This window comes from Nonomuraea sp. WAC 01424, assembly GCF_003947315.1.
Lineage (GTDB): Bacteria > Actinomycetota > Actinomycetes > Streptosporangiales > Streptosporangiaceae > Nonomuraea > Nonomuraea spiralis.
In genome coordinates, this window is record NZ_QHHZ01000004.1 from 11,732 (window position 1) to 31,341 (window position 19,610).

11 protein-coding genes are annotated in these 19,610 nt (G+C 72.4%); 4 read left to right on the top strand and 7 right to left on the bottom strand.

Annotated elements, in window-relative coordinates:
* Window positions 1-13 precede the first annotated feature (13 nt).
* The gene (locus DMB42_RS12400) at window positions 14-6,250 is read left to right on the top strand and encodes an RHS repeat domain-containing protein (protein WP_125633935.1); all 6,237 of its coding nucleotides are present in this window, start codon (window positions 14-16) and stop codon (window positions 6,248-6,250) included.
* 49 nt (window positions 6,251-6,299) lie between these two features.
* Here the strand turns inward: DMB42_RS12400 and DMB42_RS12405 are convergent, their stop codons facing one another.
* Genes DMB42_RS12405 through DMB42_RS12425 form a run of 5 tightly spaced genes read right to left on the bottom strand, consistent with a single transcriptional unit; the run spans window position 6,300 to window position 9,523 of the window.
* A complete protein-coding gene (locus tag DMB42_RS12405; RefSeq protein WP_125633937.1) occupies window positions 6,300-6,884 on the bottom strand; it encodes an alpha/beta fold hydrolase in 585 nt (194 codons plus the stop codon).
* 52 nt (window positions 6,885-6,936) lie between these two features.
* Window positions 6,937-7,734 (bottom strand): ABC transporter permease, encoded by a 798-nt coding sequence (locus DMB42_RS12410; protein ID WP_125633939.1) that lies wholly within the window; start codon window positions 7,732-7,734, stop codon window positions 6,937-6,939.
* Entirely contained in the window at window positions 7,731-8,618 is an 888-nt protein-coding gene (locus DMB42_RS12415) for an ABC transporter ATP-binding protein (RefSeq protein WP_125633941.1), read from the bottom strand. The genes DMB42_RS12410 and DMB42_RS12415 overlap by 4 nt, the downstream gene beginning before the upstream one ends.
* Window positions 8,615-8,977 (bottom strand): hypothetical protein, encoded by a 363-nt coding sequence (locus DMB42_RS12420; RefSeq protein ID WP_125633943.1) that lies wholly within the window; start codon window positions 8,975-8,977, stop codon window positions 8,615-8,617. Before DMB42_RS12420 ends, DMB42_RS12415 begins: the two co-directional genes overlap by 4 nt.
* A gap of 3 nt (window positions 8,978-8,980) precedes the next feature.
* Window positions 8,981-9,523 (bottom strand): helix-turn-helix domain-containing protein, encoded by a 543-nt coding sequence (locus DMB42_RS12425; protein WP_125633945.1) that lies wholly within the window; start codon window positions 9,521-9,523, stop codon window positions 8,981-8,983.
* Between the two features lie 79 nt (window positions 9,524-9,602).
* Between DMB42_RS12425 and DMB42_RS12430 the strand changes: the two genes are divergently transcribed.
* From DMB42_RS12430 to DMB42_RS54925, 3 genes are all read left to right on the top strand, one after another.
* Entirely contained in the window at window positions 9,603-10,778 is a 1,176-nt protein-coding gene (locus DMB42_RS12430; RefSeq protein WP_125633947.1) for a cell wall metabolism sensor histidine kinase WalK, read from the top strand.
* Window positions 10,779-10,879: 101 nt separating this feature from the next.
* Complete coding sequence (locus DMB42_RS12435) at window positions 10,880-12,067, top strand: ROK family transcriptional regulator (protein ID WP_221762112.1); 1,188 nt, start codon at window positions 10,880-10,882, stop codon at window positions 12,065-12,067.
* A gap of 207 nt (window positions 12,068-12,274) precedes the next feature.
* Window positions 12,275-16,726, top strand: coding sequence for a ThuA domain-containing protein (locus tag DMB42_RS54925; protein ID WP_125633949.1), 4,452 nt, complete (start codon window positions 12,275-12,277; stop codon window positions 16,724-16,726).
* A gap of 57 nt (window positions 16,727-16,783) precedes the next feature.
* On the opposite strand, the gene DMB42_RS12445 is transcribed toward DMB42_RS54925, so the two are convergent.
* Both DMB42_RS12445 and DMB42_RS12450 read right to left on the bottom strand, forming a co-directional pair.
* Window positions 16,784-18,334, bottom strand: a complete 1,551-nt coding sequence (locus DMB42_RS12445; protein WP_221762113.1) for a DUF5722 domain-containing protein — start codon at window positions 18,332-18,334, stop codon at window positions 16,784-16,786.
* A gap of 89 nt (window positions 18,335-18,423) precedes the next feature.
* Window positions 18,424-19,461 carry a LacI family DNA-binding transcriptional regulator gene (locus DMB42_RS12450; protein ID WP_260477649.1) on the bottom strand — a complete coding sequence of 346 codons (1,038 nt, stop codon included), beginning with the start codon at window positions 19,459-19,461 and terminating at the stop codon, window positions 18,424-18,426.
* Window positions 19,462-19,610: the final 149 nt, after the last annotated feature.

The following is a 19,610-nucleotide window of genomic DNA, read 5'->3' on the forward strand; positions in this document are numbered from 1 at the left end:
CCTGGGAGAAACCGTGGACAGTGAGTTAGAGCTGCCAGAATCCCGCTGGAATCGTTTTCAGCAGCCCGCCGACGAACCCGACGCCCCCGATCCCCGCTGGAACCGCTTCGAGGGCGTGACGCCCGAAGCCGCCTGGCCGCGCCGGCTGGCGACCGTGCTCGCGGTCGTGCTCCTGGTGCCGATGGCGTACGCGATGCCCGCCTCCGCCGCGCCCCGCAAGGCGCCGTCGGTGCAGAAGGAGACGCCGGTCAAGGGCGGGAAGGTGCCCGTGCTGCGCCCGCTCGCCGAGCCCGTCGCCGAACGGGCGTGGAAGGCCCCGCCCGCGGTCGCCTGGCCCGCGCCGCAGACGGCCGAGCTGGGCGGCACGGCGACCGCCACGCTGGCCGCCGGGTTCCCGGTGCGGCTGGCCCCCGCCAAGGGCGTGGCCGCGGCGGCCGCCACCCCGGTCAAGGTCGAGCTGCTCAAGACGGACCTGCTCGGCGTCGCGATGCGCCTGTCGCCCGGTCAGGGCGTCGCGGCGGCAAAGGCGTCCGGCAGGACCCGGCTGGAGATCGACTACTCCGGCTTCCGCTACGCCTCCGGCGGCGACTACGGCGCCCGCCTGCGCGTCGTCAAGCTGCCCGAGTGCGCGCTCGACGCCGCGGCGACCGGCTGCGCCGCGCCGCAGCCGGTCAAGAGCGACAACGACCCCAAGGCCGGCACGCTGACCGCCGAGGTCGAGACCACCGGCCTGTACGCCGTCACCGCCGCCGCCTCCGGCCCGTCCGGCGACCACGCCGCCACCTCGCTGGCCCCCTCGGCGAGCTGGAGCGTCGGCAACCAGTCCGGCGACTTCTCCTGGAGCTACGGCCTGCGCACGCCGCCCGCCCTGGGCGGCGACGAGCCCGACCTGTCGCTCGACTACTCCTCCCAGAGCGTGGACGGCCGTACGGTCTCCACCAACAACCAGCCGTCGTGGGTGGGGGAGGGCTTCGAGCTGAACCCCAGCGGCTACGTCGAGCGCCGTTACAAGGCCTGCATGATCGACGGCAAGAAGACCGGCGACCTGTGCTGGGACCAGGAGAACGCCACCCTGTCGCTCGGCAACTCCGCCGTCGAGCTGGTCAAGGACGCCACCTCCAAGCAGTGGCGGCCCAAGCGCGACGACGGCACCCGCGTCGAGTACCTGACCGGGGCCACCAACGGCGACAACAACGGCGAGTACTGGCGGGTCACCACCGCCGACGGCACCCAGTACAGCTTCGGCCTGAACCGCCTGCCCGGCTGGGCGACCGGCAAGCCGGAGACCAAGTCGGTGCAGACCGTGCCGGTGTTCGGCAACAACAGCGGTGAGCCCTGCTACTCCAGCACCCCGGCCAACGCCTGGTGCCAGCAGGGCTACCGGTGGAACCTCGACTACGCGGTCGACACCCACGGCAACGCCACCACGTACTGGTACGAGAACGAGAAGAACTACTACGGCCGCAACATGAAGCCCGAACTGGGCACCGTATACGTGCGCGGCGCGTACCTCACCCGCATCGACTACGGCTACCTGCAGAACGAGCTGTTCACCAGGTCGCCCGCGGCCCGGGTGGTCTTCGACGTGGCCGAGCGCTGCCTGCCCTCCGGGACGATCACCTGCGCCCCCGACCAGCTCAAGAAGGAGACCGCGGCGTCCTGGCCGGACGTGCCGTTCGACCAGATCTGCGACTCCGGGGTCAAGTGCACCGACCGCCTGTCGCCGACGTTCTTCTCGCGCAAGCGCCTGGCCAAGGTCACCACGCAGATCCTCAACCCCGCCGGCCAGTACGCGGCGGTGGACTCCTGGACGCTGGCCCACCAGTTCCCCGCCACGGGCGACGGCCTGAGCCCGTCGTTGTGGCTGGCCTCGCTCCAGCAGAGCGGCCACGTGGGCGGCACCCTCACCCTTCCCAAGGTCACGTTCACCGGCGTGCAGCTGCCCAACCGGGTGGACGGCAACGAAGGACGCGCGCCGCTGGTCAAGTGGCGGGTGCAGGCCGTGAACAACGAGAGCGGCGGCGAGCTGCGGGTCAACTACGCGGCGGCCGACTGCAAGCCCGGCGACGTGCCGGCGGCGGCCGACAAGAACACCCGGCTCTGCTTCCCGCAGCGCTGGGCGCCGCCGGCCGAGGGCGAGGTCACCGACTGGTTCCACAAGTACGTCGTGACCCAGACGATCGAGGTGGACCGCGTCGCGGGCTCCCCGAACGTGGTCAAGGACTACGAGTACCTCGACGGCGCGGCCTGGCGCTACGCCGACAACATCCTGGTCAAGCCCGAGCAGCGCACGTGGGCGGACTGGCGCGGGTTCGGCCGCGTACGGGTGCGCGAGGGCGACGGGCAGGACACCAAGCGCACGCTCACCGAGTTCAGGTACTTCCGCGGCATGCACGGCGACAAGCAGGCCGACGGCTCCAAGCGCAGCGCGCAGGTCGTCGACACCGAGGGCGTCAAGCTGGACGACCTCGACCAGCTCTCCGGCTTCGAGCGTGAGGAGATCCTCTACAACGGCGACGGCGGCGCGATCCTGACCGCGACCGCCGAGGAACCGTGGTCGCTCAAGACCGCCGAGTCCACGCAAGGCGGCGTCACCAAGACCGCGTACGTGGTCGAGCCCAAGTCGATGGTGACCCGTACGGCGCTGGCGGGCGGCGCGTGGCGGCGTACCGGCGAGGAGCGCTCGTACGACGCCAAGGGCCTGCTCACGCAGGTGGAGGAGAAGGGGGACCTGGCCACCGCCGACGACGACGAGTGCACCCGCTACACCTACGCCCGCAACGACACCGCCTGGATGCTCGACTACACCAGCAGGATCCAGAGGGTCGCCGCGAGCTGCGGCACCGCCGTCTCGGCGCTGGCCGCCGGTGAGGTGATCTCCGACGAGCGGGTCCAGTACGACGACAAGGCGTACGGCCAGGCGCCCACCAAGGGCGACGTGACCACCGTCCAGCAGCTCGCCGCCGCGGACGGCTCGACCGTCACCGACAGCACCCACACCTACGACGTCTACGGCCGCGAGACCAGCGAGACCGACCCGGTCGGGACCAGGTCCACCACCACCTACAGCCCGGCGACCGGCGCCCCGGCCACCGAGGTCGTCGAGACCAACCAGCTCGGCCACGTCGAGCGCACCATGCTCGAACCCGCCTGGGGCGAGCCCGTCGCCGAGGTCGACGCCAACAACCGGCGCGTCGACATGGAGCACGACGCGCTCGGCCGCCTGGTCAAGGTGTGGCAGCCGGACCGCAGCAAGGCGGCCGGGCAGTCGCCCAGCACCGAGTTCGCCTACACCATGCGCACCGACGGCCCCAGCTACGTCACCACCAAGACGCTGCGCGCCGACGGCGGCTACACCGTCAGCCACGAGCTGTACGACGGCCTCATGCGCGAGCGCCAGACGCAGGAACCCGCGCCCCGCGACGACCAGACACAGGACCCCGCGCTGCGCGACGGGCGCACGATCACCGACACCTACTACAACTCGCTCGGCGAGGTGAGCAAGTCCAACACCGGCTACTTCGCCACCGGCACGCCCGCCACCGATCTGCTCGCGGTCGCCGACACCGACGTGCCGACGCAGGTCGTGTCGTTCTTCGACGGCGCCGGCGAGGTCAACGCCCAGGCTCTCAAGGCCAAGGGCGTGGAGAAGTACCGGGTCTCGGCCACTCAGGAGGGCGACCGCGTCCACGTGACGCCGCCGGCCGGCGGCACCGCCACGACCCGGATCGGCGACGCCGACGACCGCCTGATCGAGCTGCGCCAGTACAAGGGCGCGACCCCGACGGGCGCGTACGAGGCCACCAAGTACACCTACGACCGCGCCGGGCGCCTGTCCACCGTCACCGACCCGGCGGGCAACGTGTGGCGGCACAACTACGACGTGCGCGGCCGGGAGATCAAGACGGAGGACCCGGACAAGGGCGTCACCACGATGACGTACAACGACGCCGACGACCTGGTCAGCACCACCGACTCCCGCGGCAAGACCCTCTGGTACGTCTACGACGACCTCGGGCGCAAGAAGGAACTGCGCGACGGCTCGGCCACCGGCACGCTGCTGGCCGAGTGGAAGTACGACGCGCTGGCCAAGGGCCACATGAACGCCAGCGTCCGGTACGCGGGCGGGCAGGCGTACGTGGCGGAGATCAACGCGATCGACGCCGACTACCGCACGCTGCGCGAGACCGTGACCGTCCCCGCGCGGGAGGGCAAGCTGGCCGGCTCGTACGTGCTCAACACCCGCTACACCCTCGACGACCAGGTGCAGTCGGTCAGCTTCCCGGCCGGGGGCGGACTGGAGGCCGAGTCGGTCGTCTACTCCTACGACGAGCTCAGCCAGCCGACCAAGGTGAGCGGGTTGTCGTCGTACGTGACCGCGACCCGCTACTCCAAGCTGGGCGAGACCCTGCAGTACGAGCTGGGCTCGGGCGGCAAGAAGACCTGGCTCACCTACACCCATGACGAGTCCACCCGCAGGCTGACCAGGATGCGGCTGGACAGGGAAGGCGCCGCCGCCACCGACCTCGACCTCAACTACGACTACGACGCCGCCGGCAACATCACCAAGATCGCCGAGAAGGCGGGCGGCCAGGACACGCAGTGCTTCACCTACGACCACCTGCGCCGGATGACCTCGGCGTGGACGGCCACCGACGACTGCGCCAGCGGCACGCCGACCTCGGGGAAGATCGGCGGCGTGGCCCCGTACGCGGTCAGCTACGGCTACGACGCCACCGGCAACCGGATCAAGGAGACCAAGCACGCCTGGGGCGGCGCGCCCGAGACCGTGCGCACCTCCGCCTACCCGGCCGCCGGGGCCAAGCAGCCGCACGCGGTGCAGAACATCGGCGCTGACCTGTTCACCTACGACGAGGCGGGCAACACCACCCGGCGCAAGGTCGGCACCGCCGACCAGACCCTCGTCTGGGACGCCGAAGGCAACCTGGAGTCGGTCACCGAGGCCGGCAAGACCACGTCGTTCGTCTACGACGCCGACGGCGACCGCCTGCTGCGCAAGACCCCGACGGACGCCACCCTGTACGTGGACGACATGGAGCTGCGCTTCGACTTCGCCAAGGACGCCGTCGAGCAGACCCGCTACTACACCATCAACGGCGAGCCGATCGCGGTCCGTACGCCGGACAACCAGGTGTACTTCCTGGCGGCCGACCACCAGGGCACCGCGCAGGCCGCGGTGAACGGCGGCACCGGGGAGCTGGCCGTACGGCGGATGACGCCGTTCGGTGAGGACCGGGGGTCGCCGCCGCCATGGTGGCCCGGACAACGGGCCTTCGTCGGCGGCACCAAGGACCCGACGACCGGGCTCGTCCACCTGGGCGCCCGCGAGTACGACCCCAAGAACGGCCGTTTCCTGTCGGTCGACCCCATCATCGACGAGGAGGACCCGCAGCAGCTCAACGCCTACGCCTACGCCAACAACAGCCCCGTCACCATGAGCGACCCCGACGGCCAGCTGTTCTGGATCGCGGTCGGCATCGCGGCGCGGATCGCGGCCCGCATCATCGCCAGGAAGCTGGCCCAGGCGGCGGCCCGGCGGGCGGCGCTCGCGGCGGCGCGGGCGGCGGCGCGGCGCGCGGCCATCGCGGCGGCCAAGCGGCGGGCGGCGGCGCTGGCCAGGAAGAAGGCGCTGGAGGCGGCCAAGAAGAAGGCCGCGGCGGCGGCCAAGCGCAAGGCGCTGGCCGCGGCCAGGAAGAAGGCCGCGGAGAAGGCCAAGAAGGCGGCCGCGGCCGCGGCCAGGAGAAGGGCCGCAGCGGCGGCCAGGAGAGAGGCACGCAGGAAGGCCGCCGAGGCGGCGGCGAAGCGGCGGGCCTCGGCGGCGGCCAGGGCGCGCAACCGCTACCGGGCGGAGCGGGCCCGGCGCGCCGAGGCCGCGCAGCGCCCGGCACGCCGTCCGACCAGCCACAGAGCGGTGCAGCGGCAGTCGCCCCCGAAGGCCAGCAGGCAGCCGGCGCAGCCGCGTCCGAGCCACGTCTACCGGAACGACGGCACCAGGCAGCCGACGCAGTCCTACACCGTCTACCGCGACGGCAGGATGTACCCGGACGGGCCGCCGCCGCCCAGCCTGACCAGGCCCGGCGGCTCCGGACAGGGTGAGAAGCAGATCTTCAGACCCGAGAAGGTCGAACCGGAGAACACGCGGACCGGCACGATCGCCGAGACCGGCGCCCGCGTCACCCGCTGGATCGACCAGAGCGGTCTGGACGACCTCCTCGGCGGCATGTTCTGATCCCCGGCCACGGGCGTGAGGACCGCACCCCGGCCCTCGCGCCCGTGGCTCACCCGGCCGTCGCGTCCGCCCGGACGTCGTGGGCCGTGGTGAAGGCCAGGAGAGAGGCCGCCGTCCGGGACGGTTCCTCCAGCATGGGGGAGTGCCCGACCCCGGGCAGCAGCTCGACGGTGCGCAGGCGCCACAGCAGTTGCCCGGCGACGGGCACGAACAGCAACTGTCCGACGAAACCGTCCGAGATGAAGGCGTCGAGGCGGGGCCCGGCGTCGATGAGGGCGAGCGCGCTCACCAGGCCGGGCCGCTGCTCGGCGAGCGCCGTGGCGACCGAGCCGCCGGTGGAGTGGCCGGCCACGTCCCACCAGCGGGTCGATCCGGCCAGCCCGTGGATCAGCACGAGCGCCGGGGCGCCGGCGGGGCCGTCCTGGCGGACGTACAGGCCGCCGCCGTCGACGGGCACGATCGACTCGCCCGTGGCCGCGGCCTCCTGGCCCGACACCGTCAGCGTGTTCACCAGGAGCAGCCCGGCGACGGCCAGGAGGAGGCCCGCGACGACGAGGCGGCGCCTGCGTCGCCCTCCCGCGCGCCGCGCGCCCGTCCGGACGGCGGAGGTGTGGACCTCTAGGGAAGTCTTCATGACGACACTGTGGCCGCCCCCGCCGCCCGCCGGATTGGACGAATGTTCCCGGTCAGGCCACGTCGCGGCGCAACGGCCGCAGGACGGCTGCCGTGCTCGCCAGCACCGCGTACGCCAGCAGGACCAGGGCTCCGGCCGCCGGGGACAGCAGCCGTACCGGCTCGCTGGACAGTTGCGCGGCCAGCGCGTCGGCCACGGCGGTGAAGTCCGTCAGCGCCGAGGTCGCGCCCCCGGGCAGCCACGGGTAGAGCTCCCGGACCCCGGGGATCATGATCAGCAGCAGCTCCCCGCCGTACAGGTAGCCGATCACCACCCACAGCGCGGCGACCTGGTGGCGCAGCAGCGCCCCCAGCCCCACGCCGAGCACCACGTAGACCGCCATCGCCACCGCCAGCCGGGCCAGCAGCTCCACGATCGTCGCGGCGGGCAGCCCGAGCCCGACGCCGCGGGCCGCGGCCGCGCCGAACAGCGCCGCGCCGGCCGACCCGGCCAGGACCAGCCCGTACGCCAGGCCCGCCACGGCGTAGGTGACGAGCTTAGCCACCAGCACCCGCCACCGGTCCGGCGCGAACAGGAACGTGAAGTTCACCGTGCGGTGCCGGTACTCCGACGTCACGGCGAGCGTGCCGACCGCGGCCGGGACGAAGGCCGTGAACCCCAGGAACCCCAGGACGGCCCGCACCCCCGCCTCCGTGTGCAGCCCCGGCATCGGCGGCTCGAAGTTCTCCGGCCCGACGACGGCCAGCAGCCCGATCAGCCCGCCCCCGAGCAGGACGGCCACCAGCAGCATGGCCCACCACATCCGCGTGGCCAGCAGCCGCCGGAACTCCGCCCGGACGAAGGCCCTCATGCCGCCGCCCCGGTGAGCCCGAGGAACAGCCGCTCCAGGGTCGGTTGCTCGGCTGTCAGGCCCCGGACCGGCAGCCCGTGGGCCGCGGCCAGCTCGGCCACCCGCGCCGGAGCCAGGCCGCGGACCCGCAGGTCGTGCGGCCCGGTCAGCTCCACCAGCTCGGCCTCGGCCACCAGGACCGCGCGCAGCCCGGCGGCGTCGGGGGTGCGTACCAGCACGTCCGGCTCGGCGCCGCACAACTCCCGCAGGCGCCCGGCGGCCAGCAGCCGCCCTCGCCCGATGACCACCACGTCGTCGGCGACCTGCTGCACGTCGGCCAGCACGTGACTGGACACCAGGACCGTACGGCCCTCGGCGGCCAGCCCGCGCAGGAACGAGCGCAACCAGGCGGCCCCCTCGGGGTCGAGCCCGTTGCCCGGCTCGTCCAGCAGCAGCACGCGCGGGTCGCCGAGCAGGGCGGTGGCCAGGTTGAGCCGCTGGCGCATGCCGGTCGACAGGGCGCCCGTCGCCCGCCCGGCGGCCCCGGCCAGGCCCACCAGGCCCAGCAGGTCGTCGACCCGCCCGTCAGGATGACCGCCCATCGCGGCATATATCCGGAGATGGTCCTTGACCGAATGCCGGGGATGGAAGGACGCGGCGTCGAACATCGCGCCCACCACCGTGGTCGGGCGCGGCAGGTCGCGGTAACGCCGCCCGCCGATGGTCACGCCGCCGCGCGTGGGGGTGATGTGGCCGACCATCATCCGCATCGTCGTGGTCTTCCCGGCCCCGTTCAGGCCGAGGAACGCGGTGACCGCGCCCGGCCTGACCGTGAAGCTGAGGCCGTCGACCGCGGTCAAGGAGCCGTACCGTTTGGTGAGGTCGCGGACCTCGACGCCGGTCACGCGACCACGGCCCGGAGTGTCGCGGCGACCCGGGCCGCGTCAGGGAGCGAGATGACCACCTCGTCGAACTCGCCGCCGGCCGCGGCGCGGTCCAGCAGCAGATGCACCGCCGGGACGTCGCGGGTGACCGACACGAGTTGCCGCGGGCCGCCGTACAGGCCCCACACACCGATCTTGGTGTGACCCGTCACGGCGAGCCCCCGCCGCGCGCCGCGCGGAACGCGCAGCGGCTCCCCGGCGACCCGCACCTCCCGCACCGCCTCGAGCGGGAAGACGTACCCGCCGCGACCGGCGAGCAGCCGCTCCCAGCGGCCGAGTCCGATGGTGACCCGACCCTCGTTGACCATTACCGTCGCCACAGCTCAGCCTTCCTTCAGGGGGAGCAGGACCGTCGCCAGCAGCCGTGGCGTACGCCCTCCTCCCGGCTCGTTCGCCAGCAGCGGCCGCACCAGCTCGGCGAACCCCTGCGCGAAAGCGATGAACTCCTCGTCGTCCAGGTGCAGCACCATTTGCTGGTAGCCGGCGCCGTCGGCCGCCAGGTCGACGTGATCCCGGTCGAGGTAGCGCGAGAACTCCGACAGCAGGCTCCCGGCGAACGCGGTGAACCACCGCGCGTGATCGTCCGGGGTCGCCGAGGCCAGCGCCTCGGGGGACGGGGTGACGCCGCCCTCGGGCACCGCGTACACCCGTTCGGTCGCTCCGCCGACCTTGTGCTCCTCGACCACCTCCAGCAGCCCGGCCTTGGCCAGCGTCGCGATCTGCCGGTAGAGCGTCGCCTGCGGCACGTCGGGCAGCAGGCCCGCCAGGTCGGAGGCCGTACGGTGGCCGCCCGCGACGGCGCGCAGGATGCGGATGCGCACGGGATGCAGCGCCAGCTCGGCCCAGCGCTCTGTCGAGATCCTCACGTTTCATACGTTATCACTATCGAGAATGAGAATGACAACCGGATGGCGTTCCCGCATGTCAAGGGCCCTGTGAGGGTAGATGGCGGCTGAGGGGGACCCGGTGATGGGAGCGTCGGTCGACTACCAGGCGGCATTCGAGGCACTGCCGTGTCCCTGCGTGGTGCTCACGCGCGGGCAGGTCGTGCTCGCCGTCAACGACGCGTACCTGCGGATGACCGGCCAGGACCGGGAGGAGATCGTCGGCCGCGGCCTGCTGGGCGAGCCGCCGGTCCTCGGCGACCTGAGCGGGTCCGGGGCGGCGAAGCTGCGCGCCTCGCTGGAGCGGGTGGCCGGTACGGGCGTCGGCGACGTCGTACCGCTGCTGCGGCACGACTGGGAGCCGCCCGACCAGCGCCACTGGCGCCTGACGAACGCGCCCGTGCTCGACCCGGCGGGGGAGGTGCGCACGATCGTCGTCGTCTTCGGCGAGATCACCGGCGCCCTCGAACGCGGACGCCCCGCGAACGTCCCGCCCGGCGGGCGCGTCTCCGGCCCGCTCAAGCCGAACGCGCTGCTCCACCAGGCCTACCGCCAGGAGCAGCAGAAGGTCTCGATGTTGCACGAGACGATCGAGCACCAGCAGCGGTTCGTGTTCGACGCCGCCCACGACCTGCGCAACCCCATCACGGGCCTGCTGACCGAGCTGGAGGAGGCGCTGTCCGACCCCGAAGCCGACCTGCGCCGGACCCTGCACAGCCTGCACCGGGACGCGGAACGCCTCAACGACATCGTCGGCGACCTGCTCGCCCTGGCCCGCCTGTACACCGCCCCGCCGCCCGGCGCCGACCTCGTCGACCTCGCCCGCCTGGTCGTGGAGGAGCTGGACACCCACCCGCCCAGCGCCGCCGTCGTCACCCGGCTGGAGCAGGACGTGGTCGTCCGGGCCTCGCGGGTGCGGCTGGCCCGGCTGCTGTCCAACCTGGTGGCCAACGCCGAGCGCCACACCACCAGCAGGATCGAGTTCGTGGTCGCCGCCGCCCCGCCGTACGCGGTGCTGGAGGTCGTCGACGACGGGCCGGGCATCCCGCGCGAGGAGCGGGAGCGCATCTTCCACCGGCTGTACCGCCAGGACCAGGCACGCGCCCTGGACTCCGGCGGCTCCGGGTTCGGCCTGCCGATCGCCCGCGAGATCGCCCACGCCTACGGGGGCGACCTCTTCGTGGCCGATCACCCGGACGGCGCCCGGTTCGTGTTGCGGCTCCCGCTGGCGTCCTAGCTCCATCACTTTTGCCGATGGTCAGCCATAAGTATGGTTTTTGCCGTCGTAGATAGACTTGGAAGCCTCTGAAGTGGCTGCCGTCATCGGCGGAGAGGCTGGTGTTGACTCTGGACACGCTCCACGGCGCGACGGCGGGGGCCGGCGCGCTGCTCTCCCTGCTGCGGGAGGGACCCCCGCGCACCCGGACCGAGCTGGTTCAGCTCACCGGCCTGGCCCGCTCCACGGTCTCGCAACGACTCGACGCGCTGCTGCGCCACCGCTGGGTGCTGCCCGCCGACGACGTCGTGTCCTCGGGCGGGCGTCCGGCGGCGATGTTCGCCTTCAACCGTACGGCGCGGCTCGTCCTGGCCGCCGACCTGGGGGTCATGCACGAGCGGGTCGCGCTCACCGACCTCGGCGGCGCGGTGCTGGCCGAGCGGACCGCCGACGTGCCGATCGGCCGGGGTCCGGAGGCGACGCTCGGGCGGCTCGCGCGCACGTTCGCCGAGCTGCTGGAGGAGAGCGGGCGCGACCTGGCCGACGTGTGCGGCGCGGGCATCCGCCTGCCGGGGCCCGTCGAGTACTCCACGGGACGTCCGGTCAACCCGCCGCTCATGCCGGGCTGGGACCGTTTCCCGGTGCCCGAGTGGCTGGGGGAGCGGCTGGGCGCGCCGGTCTTCGTCGACAACGACGTCAACATCATGGCGCTCGGCGAGCAGCGGGCCGGCCGGCAGGAGGCCGGCCAGCTCGTCTTCGTCAAGATCGGTACGGGCATCGGCTGCGGCGTGATCTCCGACGGCCGCCTCCACCGGGGAGCCCAGGGCGCGGCCGGCGACATCGGGCACATCCGCGTCGCCACCGCCGGCGACGACGTGTTGTGCCACTGCGGCAACGTGGGCTGCCTGGAGGCCCTGGCGGGCGGGGCCGCGCTGGCCGCCCGCATCTCCTCGACGGGCGTGCCCGCCCAGGGCGGCCGGGACGTCGTCACCCTGCTGCGCGCGGGCAACCGCGACGCCGCCCAGCTCGTCCGCCAGGCGGGCCGCGAGATCGGCGACGTGCTGGCCACGATCGTGAACTTCTTCAACCCGGCGGCGATCGAGGGCGGCGACGACCTCGCCGACGCGGGGGAACACCTGCTCGCCGGGGTCCGCGAGGCGATCTACAAGCGCTCGCTCCCGCTGGCCACGCAGCACCTGCGCATCCAGGTCAGCGAGCTGGGCGACCGGGCCGGCGTCGTGGGGGCGGCCGTCATGGTGCTGGAGAACGTCCTCGCCCCCGACGCGGTGGACAGCAGCCTGGCCGGCTGAACGTCCAGAAGGCCGCCCCCGCCCTCGTCCAGGGCCGGGGCGGCCTTCGTCGTTCCGGAGGACCGTTACGTCTGGGACTTGGCGGACTTTCGTTGACAATCATCAAAAGCCGGTTCTAATCTCCGGATTTACGAAGGTTCTTCGATCGTCAGCCAATGGAAGCCTTTCCTTCCCGGCCCACCCCCCAAGTGAAAGGGAACCTCCGCGATGTCCCCCAGCAGGTTCAGCCGTGCCTCCCGATGGGTGGCGCGGACCAGCGCCTTACTCCTGGCCATGTCGGGCGCGACCGTGCTCACCACGCTCACCGTGGCCGCGCCCGCACAGGCCCACGCCGTGATCGACCCGGCCGACTACCAGCGCGTCGAGCTGGCCAAAGGCGTCGCCGAGATGGGCGAGCCGATGACCATGGCGGTGCTGCCCGACCTGTCGGTGCTGCACACCGCGCGCGACGGGACGCTGCGGCGTACCGACGCCCGCGGCCAGACCGCCGTGGTCGGCACGCTGCCGGTCTACACCCACGACGAGGAGGGCCTGCAGGGCGTCGCCGCCGACCCCGGCTTCGCCACCAACCGGACCATCTACCTCTACTACGCCCCCCGCCTGAGCACCCCGGCCGGCGACGCGCCCGCGACCGGCACGGACTGGTCGGCCTGGCAGGGCGTCAACCGCCTGGCCAGGTTCACCGTCAAGGCCGACTGGACGCTCGACACGGCCTCCGAGCGGACCGTGCTCGACGTGGCCGCCGACCGCGGCATGTGCTGCCACGTCGGCGGCGACATGGACTTCGACGCCCAGGGCAACCTGTACCTGTCGACCGGGGACGACTCCAACCCCTTCGACTCGGCCGGCTACGCGCCGATCGACGAGCGGCCCGGCCGCAACCCCGTCTACGACGCCCAGCGCAGCGCCGGCAACACCGACGACCTGCGCGGCAAGATCCTGCGTATCAAGGTGAACCCGGCCGACGGCACCTACACGATCCCCGCGGGCAACCTCTTCCCGCCGGGCACCGCGAAGACCAGGCCCGAGATCTACGCCATGGGCTTCCGCAACCCGTTCAGGATGACCGTGGACAAGGCCACCGGCGTGGTCTACGTCGGTGACTACGGCCCCGACGCCGGCAGCACCGACCCCAACCGCGGGCCCGCCGGGCAGGTCGAGTTCGACCGCGTCACCGGGCCCGGCAACTACGGTTGGCCGTACTGCACCGGGACCAACACCCTGACCGAGACCTACAACGACTACACCTTCCCCTCGGGCCCCTCCGGCCAGAAGTACGACTGCGCCGCGGGCGGCCCGGCCAACGACTCGCCGCGTAACACCGGCCTGGCCAAGCTCCCGCCCGCCAAGGCCGCCTGGATCAGGTACGGCGGCGACGCCGGCTCACCGCCCGAGTTCGGCGGCGGCTCGGAGTCGCCGATGGGCGGCCCGCTCTACCGGTACGACGCCGCCCTGAACTCGGCCGTCAAGTTCCCTCAAGACCTCGACGGGCACTTCTTCGCCGGCGAGTTCGGCCGCAAGTGGATCAAGGCCATCGACGTGGCCGCCGACGGCTCGCGCGGGGCGATGGCGGCCTTCCCCTGGACCGGCACCCAGGTCATGGACCTGGCGTTCGGCCCCGACGGCGCGCTCTACGTGCTCGACTACGGCTCCGGGTACTTCGGCGGCGACGCCAACTCCGCGCTCTACCGCGTCGAGTACATCAAGGACAGGAACCGCTCGCCGGTCGCGGTCGCCGGGGCGGACAAGACCTCCGGAAAGATCCCGCTCACCGTGGCGTTCTCCAGCGCCGGGTCCGCCGACCCCGAGGGCGGCGCCCTCACCTACGCCTGGGACTTCGGCGACGGCAGCACCTCCACCGCGGCCAACCCCTCCAAGACCTACACCACCGAGGGCGAGTACACCGCCACGCTCACCGTACGCGACCCGCAGGGCAACGCCGGCACGGCAAGCGTGGTCATCACGGCCGGCAACACCGCCCCCACCGTGACCATCGGGACGCCCGCCCCCGGAACGCTGTTCACCTGGGGTGACACCGTGCCGTTCACGATCACCGTGACCGACCCCGAGGACACCGCCGTCGACTGCGCCAAGGTCAAGATGACGTACGTGCTCGGCCACGACAGCCACGGCCACCAGATCACCTCCAAGAACGGCTGCTCGGGCGAGCTGACGATCCCGGCCGACGGCGAGCACGACGACGCGGCCAACATCTTCGCCGTGTTCGACGCCGAGTACACCGACAAGGGCGGCCTGACCACCCACACCCAGCACATCCTCCAGCCGCGCCACCGCCAGGCCGAGCACTACGCGACGATGTCCGGCGTCTCGCAGATCGCCAAGGCGGCCGCGCACGGCGGCAAGACGGTCGGCGACGTGCACAACGGCGACTGGATCGCCTTCCAGCCCTACCGGCTCGACGACGCCAGGACGTTCAGGGCGCGGGTCTCCTCGGGCGGCGTCGGCGGCTCGATCGAGGTGCGCGCGGGCTCGCCGACCGGACCCCTGCTCGGCAAGGCCGCCGTCCCGGTGACCGGCGGCTGGGAGACCTTCACCGACGTGCAGGCCCCGCTGAGCGGCGCGACGGCCGCGACCACCACGCTCTACCTGGTCTTCACCGGCGGCGCCGGGGCGCCGTTCGCCCTCGACGACTTCACCCTGGACAAGGCGGCCCTGGCCGTCGGCCCGATCCACGCCGCCGACGGCAGGTGCGTGGACGTCGCCGGAGCCGCCACCGCCGACGGCACGAAGGTGCAGCTCTACACCTGCAACGGCACGAACGCCCAGAGCTGGCTCATCGACGGCCAGACCGTCAAGGCGCTCGGCAAGTGCCTCGACGTGGCCGGCGCCAACAGCGCCGACGGCACCAAGGTGCAGATCTGGACCTGCAACGGCACCGGCGCGCAGAAGTGGACCGCCGAGGGCGGCGCGCTGAAGGCGCTCGGCAAGTGCCTCGACGCCGCCGACCCGGCCCAGCTCGTCATCAGGGCGTGCACCGGCGGCGCGAGCCAGAGGTTCACGACGGCGACCCCCGCCGCCGGGGGCGCCGCCGTCCTGGTCTTCTCCCGCACGGCGGGGTTCCGGCACGACTCGATCGCCGCGGGCGTGCAGGCCATCAGGGAACTCGGGTTCACCGTGACGGCCACCGAGGACCCGGCCGCGTTCACGGCGGCGAACCTGGCCGCCTACAAGGCGGTCGTCTTCCTCAACACCACCGGTGACGTGCTCGACGCCGCGCAGCAGACCGCGTTCGAGACGTACGTGAAGGCGGGCGGCGGCTACGCGGGCGTGCACGCGGCGGCCGACACCGAGTACGACTGGCCCTGGTACGGCGGCCTCGCCGGCGCCTGGTTCGCCGCCCACCCGGCCGTGCAGAAGGCGACGGTCAAGGTCGAGGACCGGGCGAACCCGGCCACCGCCCACCTGGACGCCGCCTGGCAGCGTACGGACGAATGGTACGACTACCGGACCAACGCCAGGACCGGCGCCCACGTACTGGCCACCCTGGACGAGTCCACCTACTCGGGCGGCACGATGGGCGCCGACCACCCGATCGCCTGGTGCAAGCCGTACGACGGAGGGCGGTCCTTCTACACCGGCGGCGGGCACACCGCGGAGTCCTTCGCCGAGCCGGCCTTCCGGCAGCACCTGCGCGGCGGCCTGGCCTACGCCACCGGCGAGGCGAAGGCCGACTGCCGCCCCGAGAGCGGGTACACCGCCCTCTACAACGGCTCGACCACCGGCTGGGAGCAGGCCGGTCCCGGCAGCTTCGCCAACGCCGGCGGCACGCTGACCTCGCAGGGCGGCATGGGCCTGCTCTGGTACAAGGCGAAGGAGTACACCACCTCCTACTCCCTCAAACTGGACTGGAAGCTGGCCGGTGACGACAACTCCGGCGTCTTCGTCGGCTTCCCGCCCTCGACCGACCCGGCGTCGGCGGTGGACAACGGCTACGAGATTCAGATCGACGCGACCGACGCCCCTGACCGGACCACCGGCTCGGTCTACGGGTTCAAGGCCGCCGACACCGCCGCCCGCGACGCCGCGCTGAACCCGCCGGGGCAGTGGAACACCTACGAGATCCGCGTCGAGGGCGAGCGCCTCCAGGTCTTCCTCAACGGCGTGCGGATCAACGACTTCACCAACACCGACCCCGCCCGCTCGCTGAGGAACGGGCACATCGGCATCCAGAACCACGGCGACGGCGACGAGGTGGCGTTCCGCAACATCCGGATCAAGGACCTCGGCCCGCCCACCGGCGACACCGTCGTCCAGGCGGAGACCTGGGCGCAGGCCAGTGGCGTGGCCACGTACCCGCACGCGCCCGCGCACGGCGGCACGGTGCTCGGCTACGTCAACCCCGGCGACTGGGCGGCCTACGACGTGGACCTCACCGGCGTCACCGCCGTCAGGGCCCGGGTCGCCTCGCCCGGACCGTCGGGCGGCTTCGAGATCCGCGCCGGGTCCCCGACCGGCCCGGTGCTCGGCGCGGTCACCGTGCCGAACACCGGCGGCTGGGAGTCCTACGCCGATGTCTCCACCGCGCTGACCGGCGTCCCGGCCGGCACGGCCCGGCTGTACCTGGTGTTCACCGGGGCGAACTTCGACGTCGACGACCTCACCCTGATCCGCCCCGCGAGACCCGGTAAGACCGGGTAGCCGCCGGGCCGGTGGCCGTCGCGCGGACGGCCACCGGCCCGGTCAGCCAGGTCAGGGTCAGGTCAGGGCGTAGCCGAGGAGTTGCTCGCGGGTCAGGCCCTCGCAGGTCGACTGGTCGGTGACGAGGTGGTCGCCGCCGGCGGCCCGGCACCGGTACAGCGGGACGGTGCCGGACACCTGGCTGGTGTAGATGTGCCCGACCGGGCCCATCGGGAACTGCCCCTCGCAGCCGGGGTCGCGGGTGAGCATGGTGTGCGCGCCGACCTTGCACTCGTACAGGGGCACGGTGCCGGCCGCCTGGTTACGCAGCAGCTTCCAGACGCGTTCCTGGGTGAAGCCGGGCGGCAGCAGCCGGGAGCTGGCGACGTGCCCCTTGCTCGACTGGTAGCCGCGGCGGAGCTGGGTGTGGGGCAGCAGCTCGAAGCCGCACGACAGCTGCGGCGGCGACAGGTCGGCCCGGTTGGCCAGCGCCCACGTGGACCAGGCCGGCTTGGCCGACCCGTCGGTACGGCGCAGGCCCACGCCCAGGCCGGCGGCCGTCTCGTCCGGGTGGTCGCTCATGCGGTGCCAGATGTAGCTCTCGATGCCCGGCGTGCCGAGGACGTTGCGGAAGGTGTTGCACAGCTGGGACGCCTGCGCCGCCTCCGACGAGGGCGACAACGAGTTCACGCCGCTCTCGGTGAGCTGCACCTGCCAGGCCGAGGGCGTGTTCGGGAACTGCTGCCGCAGCCAGCCCACCAGCACGCCGATGTTGCCGTACGTGACGCGCGGGAAGTCGTCGGCGGAGAACCCGGGCGCCAGCAGGTCGGGCGGGTAGGGGTGGTAGGCGACCCGCCAGGCCCGGTTGCCCGCCCGCGCGGCCAGGCCCTTGAGCACGGTCATGCCCGACAGCTTGGCCTCGTAGGCGGCCGGCTGGTCGTAGGCGGTGCCGAAGTAGTGGTCGAGCGAGGTGAGGACCTTCGCCGTGGACTGCTGGGCCATGACCGCGTCGTAGGCGGCGTTGTAGTTCGCGGCGACGGCGTCCAGCCAGGCGGTGGTGTCGCACGCCGTGCCCTGGCCGCAGCCGATGTCGAACCAGGTGTTGCTGTTGACCTCGTTCATGACGACGAAGTCCGCGATGCGGCCGTTGCCGTGCTGGCCGTCGTAGCGCTGGGCCAGCATGCCGGCGAAGCGGCCGTACTCGGCGGGGTCGTCGGGCACGCAGAACTTCTCGAACCCGGGGGCGGCCGGCGTACAGGGACGGGTGTGACGCGCCCAGGCCGGGGTGCCGTAGACGACGGCGGTGACGACCAGGCCGCGGGCGGTCCAGTCCTTGATGGCGGCGTCGACGGCGGAATTGACGGTGTAGCAGCGACCGCCGAACTCCTGCGCGCCCGCCGCGCACGGCGGCGCTTTGACGCTGGGCTCCCATTCGGCCCAGATGAGGTTCATGGCGACGCCGCCGGCGTTGTTGCCGGCGATCTCGTTCTTGTCGGGCCAGAAATCCGGTTGCAGACCCTTGATGCGGTAGTCGGACCGGACCGGGTACGGCAGCGCGGCGGCCGCGACGGCTGGAGCGGCGGGAAGGAGCAGTAACAGGGCGGCGGCGAGACGGGCAACCCAACGCATGGGACCTCCTGGATTTAAACGTCTCAACAATGAGGCCCAGAAGCTCGCCGAGCAAGACCCGATTTCCTGCGGCAGCCCGATTTGAAACGTCACTGAGGGACGGTCGACGCCCTGGCCATGAGCTCCGGCTGGAAGACGATCTCCTGGTGCCAGTGGTTCACGTCGCCGCGGGCGTCGGTGAGCAGCAGCTCGGCCGCCGCCTGGCCGAGCTGGTGCTTGGGCTGGCGGACCGAGGTCAGCGACGGCGACAGCAGCTCGGCGAACTCCACGTCGTCGTAGCCCAGGACCGCCATGTCGTGCGGGACGCGCACGCCGCGCCGCTCCAGCCCGCGCAGCGCCCCCAGCGCCACCGTGTCGTTGACGCAGAACAGCGCCGTCGGCCCCTTGCGCGCGGGCAGCCGCTCCAGCGCCGCCTCGCCCTCACGCGGCGTCAGCGCGGGCAGCGTGACCTCGGTGATCACCTCGTCCGGGTCGAGCCCGGCGGCGCGCACCGCCCGGTTCAGCCCCTCGCGCCGGTCGGCGCACTGCCGCACGATCGGCGGCCCGTTGAGGAAGGCGATGCGCCGGTGGCCGAGCGAGAGCAGGTGGGCCCCGGCCAGCTCGCCGCCCCTGACGTTGTCGACCGCCACCGCGCAGAGCTGGGCGTCGGCGCCCGGCCGGTCGAGCAGCACCATGCCGACGCCGCGCGCCCGCAGCTCCACCAGATGGGAGATGTCTGGCCCGGCGGGTGTGATGAGGATGCCGGGCACCCGGTGCTGCTCCAGGATCTGCAGGTAGTGGGCCTCCTTCTCGGCCGAGTCGCCGGAGCTGCACAACACCAGGAGCAGTTGCTCCTGCGACAACCTGGTCTCGATGCCGGGCAGCACCTCGCTGAAGAACGGGTTGCCGATGTCGCGCACCATGACGCCCACGGATCGGCCGGAGCCGCCGCGCAGTTGCCGGGCCGGCGCGCTGGGCACGAACCCGAGCGCCTTGATGGAGGCACGCACCCGGCGCAGCGTGCGCTCGGCCACCAGCTCGGGCCGGTTGAGCACGTTGGAGACCGTTCCCACGGACACGCCGGCATGGGCCGCGACGTCGACCATGCTGAGCCGGCGGCGCCCGGCCGGCTTGAGGATGTCGGTCACCGGTGGACAGCCCCTTCTGATCACCTGGCAGAGACTGCCAGTCTACTGGTTGAAATGTTTCAGTCGAACGTCCGTGATGTGAGCATCTGGTTCCGAGGCATTGACGGGAATACCTCGGGATGCCTACCGTGCCCAGTGCTTGAAATGTT

Coding starts and splice junctions, on each gene's coding strand:
- DMB42_RS12405 (WP_125633937.1), bottom strand. CDS start 6,884: ATGAAGACTTCCCTAGAGGTCCACACCTCCGCCGTCCGGACGGGCGCG.
- DMB42_RS12410 (WP_125633939.1), bottom strand. CDS start 7,734: ATGAGGGCCTTCGTCCGGGCGGAGTTCCGGCGGCTGCTGGCCACGCGG.
- DMB42_RS12430 (WP_125633947.1), top strand. CDS start 9,603: ATGGCGGCTGAGGGGGACCCGGTGATGGGAGCGTCGGTCGACTACCAG.
- DMB42_RS54925 (WP_125633949.1), top strand. CDS start 12,275: ATGTCCCCCAGCAGGTTCAGCCGTGCCTCCCGATGGGTGGCGCGGACC.
- DMB42_RS12445 (WP_221762113.1), bottom strand. CDS start 18,334: ATGCGTTGGGTTGCCCGTCTCGCCGCCGCCCTGTTACTGCTCCTTCCC.